Consider the following 7,910-nt stretch of genomic DNA (forward strand, 5'->3'; position numbering starts at 1 on the left):
GAATGGTGCGGTGACCCGCGACGACTCCCTGTCCTTCGACACCACGGCGCCGCTGCCCGGCTGGCAGCACGCCTACTCCGGCAAGGTGCGCGACCTCTACACCCCCGACGACGCCGACCCCGTGCTCGGCGCCGACCGCATGCTCGTCGTCGCCAGCGACCGGGTCAGCGCGTACGACGCGGTCCTCGAGCCCGGAATCCCCGGCAAGGGCGAGCTGCTGACCACGCTCTCCCTCTGGTGGTTCGCGCAGCTCTCCGACGTCCCCAACCATCTGATCCCGGGCGCGATCCCCGAGGCGGTCCGCGGCCGGTCGATGCTGGTGAAGACGCTCGACATGTTCCCGATCGAGTGCGTCGTGCGCGGCTACCTCTCCGGCAGCGGCTGGAAGGAGTACCGGGAGACGGGCTCCGTCTGCGGCGTCCCGCTCCCCGAGGGCCTCCAGGACGGCGACGCGCTCCCCGAGCCGATCTACACCCCCGCGTGGAAGGCCCCGCAGGGCGAGCACGACGAGAACATCACCTTCGAGCGCACGGTCGAGATCGTCGGGGAGGAGGCCGCGGAGGCGCTGCGCACCCTCTCGCTCGCGGTCTTCCGCGAGGCGTCCACCATCGCCCTGGCCCGCGGCGTGCTGCTGGCCGATACGAAGTTCGAGTTCGGGGTCGACCGCGGGACCGGAGTCGTCACCCTCGGCGACGAGGTCCTCACGAGCGACTCCTCCCGCTACTGGGACGCCGACGACTACGACGCCGGCATCCGCGGCCGCTCGTTCGACAAGCAGATCGTGCGCGACTGGCTCTCCGACAACTGGGACGGCCAGGGCCTCCCGCCGACCCTCCCGTCCGAGATCGTCGAGCGCACGGCCGCGCGCTACCGCGAGCTCATCGAGCGCCTCACGCGCTGAGGCACCGGAACGACCTGTGGACGATCACCACCCTCGCGTCCGGCTGGAGGCCCGCGGCGAGGATCCGGACGAGGCGCGGCACAGCCTCGCGCGGCTCTACAACGGCGACGAGTGGCGCGCCGCCACCACCGCGGCCGACTTCAGCTACCGCTACGCGGCCATCGGCGACGGCGGGATGACCCTCCGCACCTCGCGGATGTCCGGGCGCCTCGCGGGCGGCGTGGGTGACTCGGACGATGTCGTCGTGCAGTGGATCGTGGGCGGCTCCGGCCGGATCGACGTCGGCCGCGCCTCGATCGCGATGGAGGAGAACCGTCCCGTCCTCTTCCCCGTCGGCCGGCCGTTCGCCTTCGACTACGTCGACTTCGACCAGCGCCTGGTGCACCTCGACCGGGGAGTGGTCGACCGGGTCGCCGCCGAGCGCGGCCTCGTCGGCTCCCTCGTCTTCGACTCCGAGCACCGCCCCGACGCCGCGGCGATCCGCCGCTGGCGCACGGCCGTCGCCGACTCCGCCCGCGCGCTGCGCAGCGAGCGCGTCGAGCCGCTGCTCTGGGACGAGCTCACCCGTGCCACGGCCTCCGCGCTGCTCGACCTCTACCCTCCGGAGTCCGCTCCGGTCCCGCCCGAGCTCCTCGCCCCCCGGAACGCACGGATCCGCACGGCCGTCGAGTACGTGCACGCCCACTGCAGCGAGCCGATCGGCCCCGCCGAGATGGCGGCGGCGTCGGGCCTGACCGTCCGGGGCCTGCAGTCCGCGTTCCAGCGGGTGCTCGGGATGCGCCCGATCGCCTACCTGCGCCTGGTGCGGCTCGACCGCGCCCGGGAGGAGCTCGCCGTGAGTCCGCCCCTCGGGACGACGGTCGCCGCCGTCGCCCGGCACTGGGGCTTCGGGAACGCGGGCCGCTTCAGCGCGGCCTACGCGGAGCGGTTCGGCGAGTCGCCGAGCGCCACGCTGCAGCGCTGATCAGTCGACGAGCTCGGGCGGCGGCTGCCCCTCGAGGATGCGGCTGAGGCCGTCGAGCAGCACCGCGACGGTCGCGGCCTCCGACTCGGGCACCTTCGCGACCATCGCGCGGATCTGCTCGTAGGTCGGGTCGTCGGTGCCGACGATGGCCTTCTGCGCGCGCTCCGTCAAGCAGAGGATGCGGCCGCGGCCGTCGGACGGGTCGGGAGTGCGGTCCACGTAGCCGGCGCGGGCGAGGCGGTCGACGAGGAGGGAGACGGCCGCCGTCGTGATCGACAGGGCCGCGGACAGGTCGACGGCGCGGACGATCTCGTCGCGCCGCTCCCCGACTCCGATCAGCCGCAGGGCCGCGAGATCCGTGGCGCCGATGCCCAGGCGCCGCTCCACACGGCCGTCGTAGTCGCGCTCCGCCGTGCGCAATCGCGCGAGCAGAGCGAACAGGTCTGGCCGAGCGTCCATCGAGGTGCACCTTCCGAGCGGCAGGCGCCCCGGACGGGAACTCGCTGCCCCCATCGAACCACTTCTCCGGCGTTCGGACGGCGTGTGTCCCGAAAGCGCAGTCGGCGCCGAGACTGTTAGTCAACCGACTTAGCAATACCTAGTGTCGACGGTGCGGCACGCCTTCCGTGCGCCGCCGACGGTGAGGAGGTGCGCGCGATGGGACGACTGCTCTACGGCGCACCCGCCAGCTCGCACTCCTTCGAGGACCGCGCCCTGGCCCACCTCCAGACCGTGATCACCTCGCGGTTCCGCCGCGGCGAGGGCTTCCTCCTGACGATCGAGGACGCCGAGGGCCGCCGGTCCGAACTGTGGCTCCACCCCGGCATCCCCACCCGCTACGAGTACGACGGCACCGCCGCGATCGAGCTGAACCCGCACTGGCTGCGCGAGCTCTCGAACGCCTCGAACGGCCGCCTCGGCCTCCACCTCCTCCCCGAAACCTCGTCGCCCGACGACCTCTCCGTGAAGAAGATCCCCGCATGAGCGACCACAACGGCACACTGTTCCGGCGCGGAGGCACCGTCCGCTTCGTCCGCTGGATCTCCTCCCGCGACGGCGGCTGGGCCCCCGAGATCGTGCAGGGGCGCTACCTCGAGCGCGACGACCGCGGCTGGCTGGTCGAGATCGAGGGCACCCCGACGGTGCTCGCGAAGGACGACTGGGCCGTCTACCGCTGACCGGCTCTGCGCTCGGCGTACTGTTGAGCAGGTGCGTTCTCGTGATCGCCGCGGCATCACCTCGGCTCCCCTCCTCCTGACGACCATCGGAACGACGAGCCTCGTCTTCCTCTGCGCGTTCGAGTCGCTCGCCGTGACGACGATCATGCCGATCGTCAGCGCCGACCTCGACGGCCGCGCCCTCTACCCCCTGGCCTTCGCTGCGACGCTCGCCGCCGCCGTGGTCGGGATGGTCGCGGCCGGCTCCTCGGCCGACCGCCGCGGCCCGACGCCGTCGCTCGTGGTCGCGATCCTGCTCTTCACCCTGGGTCTCGTCGCCGCAGGTGCCGCGCAGTCGATGCCGGTCTTCGTGGCGGCCCGCCTGCTGCAGGGGCTGGGCAGCGGAGGGATCACCGTCACCCTCTACGTGCTCGTCGCGCGGGTCTACCCGAGCGAGCTGCATCCGAGGATCTTCGGCGCCTTCGCCGCGGCCTGGGTCGTGCCGTCGCTGGTGGGGCCGCTGGTGGCCGGAGTCGTCGCCGAGCTCGCGAGCTGGCACTGGGTCTTCTTCGGAGTCGTCGCCCTGGTGGCCCTCGCAAGCGCCGCGATCGCGCCGACGCTCCGCTCGCTCGAGCCGCGCGAGCGCCTCCCCTTCGATCGCCGGGCAGTGGGCCGCATCGCCCGCGCCGTGGTCGTCTCGGCCGGAGTCGTCGTGCTGAGCACGAGCGCCGAGCTCGCGCCCGATCTCGCCGGGCTCCTGGCCGCGGCCGCCGTGGTGGTCGTGGTCGTGGCGGTTCGCGCGCTCCTGCCCGCGGGCACGCTGCGCGCCCGGGGCGTCCTGCCGTCGGTGATCCTCCTCCGCGCCCTCGTCGCCGCGGCGTTCTTCGGCACCGAGGTCTACCTGCCGCTGCTGCTCTCGGAGCAGTACGGCCTGCCACCCTGGCTCTCGGGCGCCATGCTCACCGCGGGCGCCGTCTCCTGGGCTCTCGGCTCGAACCTCCAGGGGCGCCCGGGCACCCGCCTCAGCCACGGCGGAGCGATGCGGCTCGGCTCGTCGCTCGTGCTCGCCGGCATCGGAGTCGTGCTGCTCGTCACGGTGCTCGCCCTCAGCCCGATCGTCGCGGGCGTGGGCTGGTTCCTGGCCGGCGGCGGCATGGGCACGATGTTCCCGCGGATGGGGACGATGACGCTCGCGCTCTCCGCTCCGGGCCGGGAGGGCTTCAACAGCTCGGCCCTGCAGATCGCCGACTCGACCGGCGCCTCGGTCTCCCTCGCGCTGACGGGCCTCCTCGCGGCGGCGGTCACCGGGCTGATCGGGGCCGGGACCGGGGTCTTCGCCGCGACCTTCTCGTACGCCGCGCTGATCGCGATCGTCGCGGTCGGTCTGGCCGGCCGGCTCGACGGGCTCCTGCGCCGCGAGGGACGCCGGGAGCCCGCCGAGCAGGCTCAGCTGTAGAGCGACTCCGGCACGTCGAGGCCGTAGATCGCGCGGCCGGACGACCAGATCACCGAGCAGGCGGCCCGGAGCAGATCGGTCGCGTCGTCGCCGGCGTCCAGGATCACCACGGAGTCGCCGTCGAGGCGGACCTTGGCGCCGCGGACGGCGTGCGTGCCGTTCCGCGAGACCGTCGTCGCCGGGTAGGGCAGGTGCAGCTCGCGCAGGTCGCCGAGGATGTACGTCGGCCGGAGCTTGGGCTCCGCGGCGAGGAGCTGCTTGGCCCGGTCGATCCCGGTGAGCACGTGGGCGCTCTCCATGTCGGCGCCGTTCGCGCCGGCGATGTCGGTGTCGAGCCGGTCGCCGAGGAACAGCGGGTTCGTCGAGCCGAAGCGCGCGGTCGCCGCGTCGAAGATGGCCCGCTCGGGCTTGCCCGCGACGACCGGGAGCCGGCCGACCGCGGTGTGCACGGCCGAGACGAGGGTCCCGTTGCCCGGGGCGATGCCGCGCGCGACGGGGATCGTCCAGTCGGTGTTCGTCGCGACCCACGGGATCCCCGTGTGGAGCGCGAACGAGGCCTCGGCCAGCTGCTCCCAGCCGACCGTGGGTGCGAAGCCCTGGATGACCGCCGCCGGCGAGTCCTCCGCGCTGCGCGTCACGGTGAACCCGGCGCGCTCGACCTCGGAGGTGAGGCCCTCCGCCCCGACGACGAGGATCGTCGAGCCGGCCGGCACCAGGTCGGCGAGCAGCACGACCGCCGCCTGCGGGGAGGTGACGACGTCCTCGGGCCGGACGCTCAGCCCCAGCTCGGAGAGGTGCCCGGCGACGGAGGCGTCCGTGCGGGAGGCGTTGTTGGTGATGTAGCCGACCCGCAGCGTCTCGGCCGCTCGGTTGAGGCTCTCCACCGCGAAGGGGATCGCGTCGGCACCCTTGTAGACGACCCCGTCGAGGTCGGCCAGGACGGAGTCGCGGCCGTCGAGCGGAGTGGGCTCAGTCCTGCTGCTGCGGAACATCGGCGTCCTCCTCGGTGGTGTCGGCGGGTTCGACCGACTCGTCGGCGGTCGGCTCGGCCGAGTCGAGAGCCTCGTCCGCGTCCGTCTCGGCGAGATCGTCGGACTCGAGGGACTCGTCCGCGAAGGTCGGCTCGTCCGTGTCGACGACGTCGGCCTCGGCGTCAGCGGTCGCATCGGCGTCGTCCGCGTCCGCGTCGTCGTCGTCGTCGTCGGCGATCTCCTCGGAGACGGTCCGGTGGACCTCGTCCTCGTCCGCGTCGTCGACGGCGGTCGGGCCGTCCTCGTCGTCCAGGTAGTCGTCCGCGTCGTCGACCGCGGTCCCTTCCTCGGCGCGATCGGGAGCGGACGGGGCGTCGGCCGACTCGTGCTCCTCCTCGATCACCTCGATCGTCTCGTCGTCACCGCCGCCCTCGGCCGCGAAGACGGCCTGCGCCGCGATGTCGGCGCGACGCTGCCACTCGGCCGCCTCCTCGGAGCGGCCGACCTCCTCGAGGACGAGCGAGTAGGCGGCGAAGAGATCCGGGCTGTACGAGAACGCGCGGTCCGGGTCCAGCTGCGGGATCTCGAGCTCCATGAGAGCGAGCTCCGCCTGGCCGAGGTCGAGGCGGGCGCCGGACATGGCGATGGCCAGCGACACTTGCGCGCCGGGACTCAGCGTGGTGCGGTCGATCGACCGTCCCAGCTCGAGCGCCTTGTCGGGTCGGCCGACGCCGCGCTCGGAGTCGACCATCAGCGGCACCTGCTCGTCCGAGCCGGAGATCCGACGGAAGGTCCGCAGCTCGCGCAGCGCCAGGGCGAAGTCGCCCGTCGCGTACGCCGAGATGGCCAGCGACTCGCGGACCACGGCGATACGTCCCGCGCGGCGGGCCGCCGAGAGCACGTGGCGGTGCGCCAGCTCGGGGTCCTCCTCGAGGAGGCGGCCGGCCATCACCAGGTGACGGGCGACCCATTCGGCGTTGTCCTTCGAGAGCGTGCGCAGCTCGTTGCGGGCGACCTTGTCGAGGTCCTTGGCCTGCACGTCGTCCGGAAGGTCCGGGTCGTCGTGGCGCGGACGCACCGACTGGAGGGAGCGCCGCTCGCGCTCCTCCTCGGTGAGCTCCGGCTCCTCGCGGGGGCCGCCGCGTCCGCCGCCGAAGCCCTCGCGTCCGCGTCCGCCGCCCTGGCGGTCTCCGCCGCCCCGACGATCGTCCGACCACGGCCTGCTTCCCCCATCGCGCGATCCACCGCGGAACGGCGGACGCGAGTCCCCGTCACGCTGCGGACGAGAGTCGCCACCACCACGGTAGGAAGGGCGGGAGTCACCATCACGCTGCGGACGCGAATCTCCACCGCCACGGTAAGGAGGACGGGAGTCCCCGTCACGCTGGGGACGCGACTCGCCACCGCGATAGGGAGGACGCGAGTCACCGTCACGCTGCGGACGCGAGTCGCCACCGCGATAGGGAGGACGCGAGTCACCGTCCCGCTGCGGACGGGAATCCCCACCCCCGCGGTAAGGAGGACGGGAGTCCCCATCCCGCTGAGGACGGGAATCCCCACCCCCGCGGTAAGGAGGACGAGAGCCACTGTCACGCTGCGGACGAGAGTCGCCGCCACCGCGGTACGGAGGACGCGAGTCACCATCACGCTGCGGACGCGAGTCGCCGCCACCGCGATAAGGAGAACGAGACTCACCATCGCGCTGTGGACGGGAATCGCCACCACCGCGGTAAGGAGGACGCGAGTCACCATCGCGCTGCGGACGCGAATCCCCACCGCCACGGTAAGGAGGACGGGAGTCCCCGTCGCGCTGCGGACGGGAATCGCCACCACCGCGGTAAGGAGGACGCGAGTCACCATCACGCTGCGGACGCGAATCCCCACCGCCACGGTAAGGAGGACGGGAGTCCCCATCACGCTGCGGACGGGAGTCCCCACCACCACGGTACGGAGGACGAGAGTCCCCGTCGCGCTGCGGACGGGAATCGCCACCACCGCGGTACGGAGGACGCGAGTCACCATCACGCTGCGGACGGGAGTCGCCACCGCCACGATAGGGAGGACGAGCATCACCGTCGCGGCGGGGGCGGGAGTCGCCCGAGCCCCCGCGATCGTTCGAGGACCGGCCGGGGCCGCCGGCGCGAGGCGGCCGCTCGTCACGACGTCCGGAGTCCCGGTCGTTGCGGTCGGATCCTGAGTCGTCCATGCGTTCCTCGCCTGTCGTGGTGATGCTCTGTGGAGTTGACCCGCCCGAGGGCGGGGAGGACGGCCGCAGCCGTCGCACCACCCTAACCCGCACCGCGCTCCAGTGAGCAGCGGGGATCCGAGGTGGCGGTTAAACAGCGATGGCCACCCATTTCTGGGTGGCCATCGTGAATGGTGTCCGGCGGTGTCCTACTCTCCCACAGGGTCCCCCCTGCAGTACCATCGGCGCTGAGAGTCTTAGCTTCCGGGTTCGGAA

General features: G+C 72.7%; 9 protein-coding genes and 1 rRNA gene. 6 read left to right on the top strand and 4 right to left on the bottom strand.

The annotated features are described in order from the left end of the window. The first annotated feature begins 10 nt into the window (after positions 1 to 10). Together C5C95_RS09615 and C5C95_RS09620 are read left to right on the top strand one after the other, a co-directional pair. Positions 11 to 901, top strand: a complete 891-nt coding sequence (locus C5C95_RS09615; protein ID WP_258059453.1) for a phosphoribosylaminoimidazolesuccinocarboxamide synthase — start codon at positions 11 to 13, stop codon at positions 899 to 901. A gap of 16 nt (positions 902 to 917) precedes the next feature. After that, positions 918 to 1,865, top strand: a complete 948-nt coding sequence (locus tag C5C95_RS09620; RefSeq protein WP_104233810.1) for a helix-turn-helix domain-containing protein — start codon at positions 918 to 920, stop codon at positions 1,863 to 1,865. Here C5C95_RS09620 and C5C95_RS09625 read toward each other — a convergent pair whose 3' ends face one another. Further along, positions 1,866 to 2,324: a MarR family winged helix-turn-helix transcriptional regulator gene (locus tag C5C95_RS09625; protein WP_104326055.1), complete on the bottom strand. Its 459-nt coding sequence runs from the start codon at positions 2,322 to 2,324 to the stop codon at positions 1,866 to 1,868. Between the two features lie 198 nt (positions 2,325 to 2,522). On the opposite strand from C5C95_RS09625, the gene C5C95_RS09630 reads away from it, so the two are divergent. The 3 genes from C5C95_RS09630 to C5C95_RS09640 are packed head-to-tail and all read left to right on the top strand — an operon-like array spanning position 2,523 to position 4,478. Beyond that, complete coding sequence (locus tag C5C95_RS09630) at positions 2,523 to 2,849, top strand: hypothetical protein (protein WP_104223794.1); 327 nt, start codon at positions 2,523 to 2,525, stop codon at positions 2,847 to 2,849. Then, positions 2,846 to 3,043: a hypothetical protein gene (locus C5C95_RS09635; protein WP_068256013.1), complete on the top strand. Its 198-nt coding sequence runs from the start codon at positions 2,846 to 2,848 to the stop codon at positions 3,041 to 3,043. Before C5C95_RS09630 ends, C5C95_RS09635 begins: the two co-directional genes overlap by 4 nt. A gap of 31 nt (positions 3,044 to 3,074) precedes the next feature. Beyond that, a complete protein-coding gene (locus tag C5C95_RS09640; RefSeq protein WP_104324315.1) occupies positions 3,075 to 4,478 on the top strand; it encodes an MFS transporter in 1,404 nt (467 codons plus the stop codon). On the opposite strand, the gene C5C95_RS09645 is transcribed toward C5C95_RS09640, so the two are convergent. Together C5C95_RS09645 and C5C95_RS17835 are read right to left on the bottom strand one after the other, a co-directional pair. Further along, positions 4,469 to 5,470 (bottom strand): HAD-IIA family hydrolase, encoded by a 1,002-nt coding sequence (locus C5C95_RS09645; protein WP_104324316.1) that lies wholly within the window; start codon positions 5,468 to 5,470, stop codon positions 4,469 to 4,471. The genes C5C95_RS09640 and C5C95_RS09645 overlap by 10 nt on opposite strands. Further along, positions 5,448 to 6,527 carry a hypothetical protein gene (locus C5C95_RS17835; protein WP_181125639.1) on the bottom strand — a complete coding sequence of 360 codons (1,080 nt, stop codon included), beginning with the start codon at positions 6,525 to 6,527 and terminating at the stop codon, positions 5,448 to 5,450. The genes C5C95_RS09645 and C5C95_RS17835 overlap by 23 nt, the downstream gene beginning before the upstream one ends. Here C5C95_RS17835 and C5C95_RS17450 point away from each other — a divergent pair. Continuing rightward, positions 6,513 to 7,646 carry a hypothetical protein gene (locus C5C95_RS17450; protein ID WP_181125641.1) on the top strand — a complete coding sequence of 378 codons (1,134 nt, stop codon included), beginning with the start codon at positions 6,513 to 6,515 and terminating at the stop codon, positions 7,644 to 7,646. The genes C5C95_RS17835 and C5C95_RS17450 overlap by 15 nt on opposite strands. Before the next feature lie 184 nt (positions 7,647 to 7,830). On the opposite strand, the gene rrf is transcribed toward C5C95_RS17450, so the two are convergent. Continuing rightward, a 5S ribosomal RNA gene (gene rrf, locus C5C95_RS09655) occupies positions 7,831 to 7,910 on the bottom strand; the annotation flags it as partial.

Origin of the sequence: Rathayibacter sp. AY1B7 (assembly GCF_002932735.1) — a bacterium.
Classification (GTDB): Bacteria; Actinomycetota; Actinomycetes; order Actinomycetales; family Microbacteriaceae; genus Rathayibacter.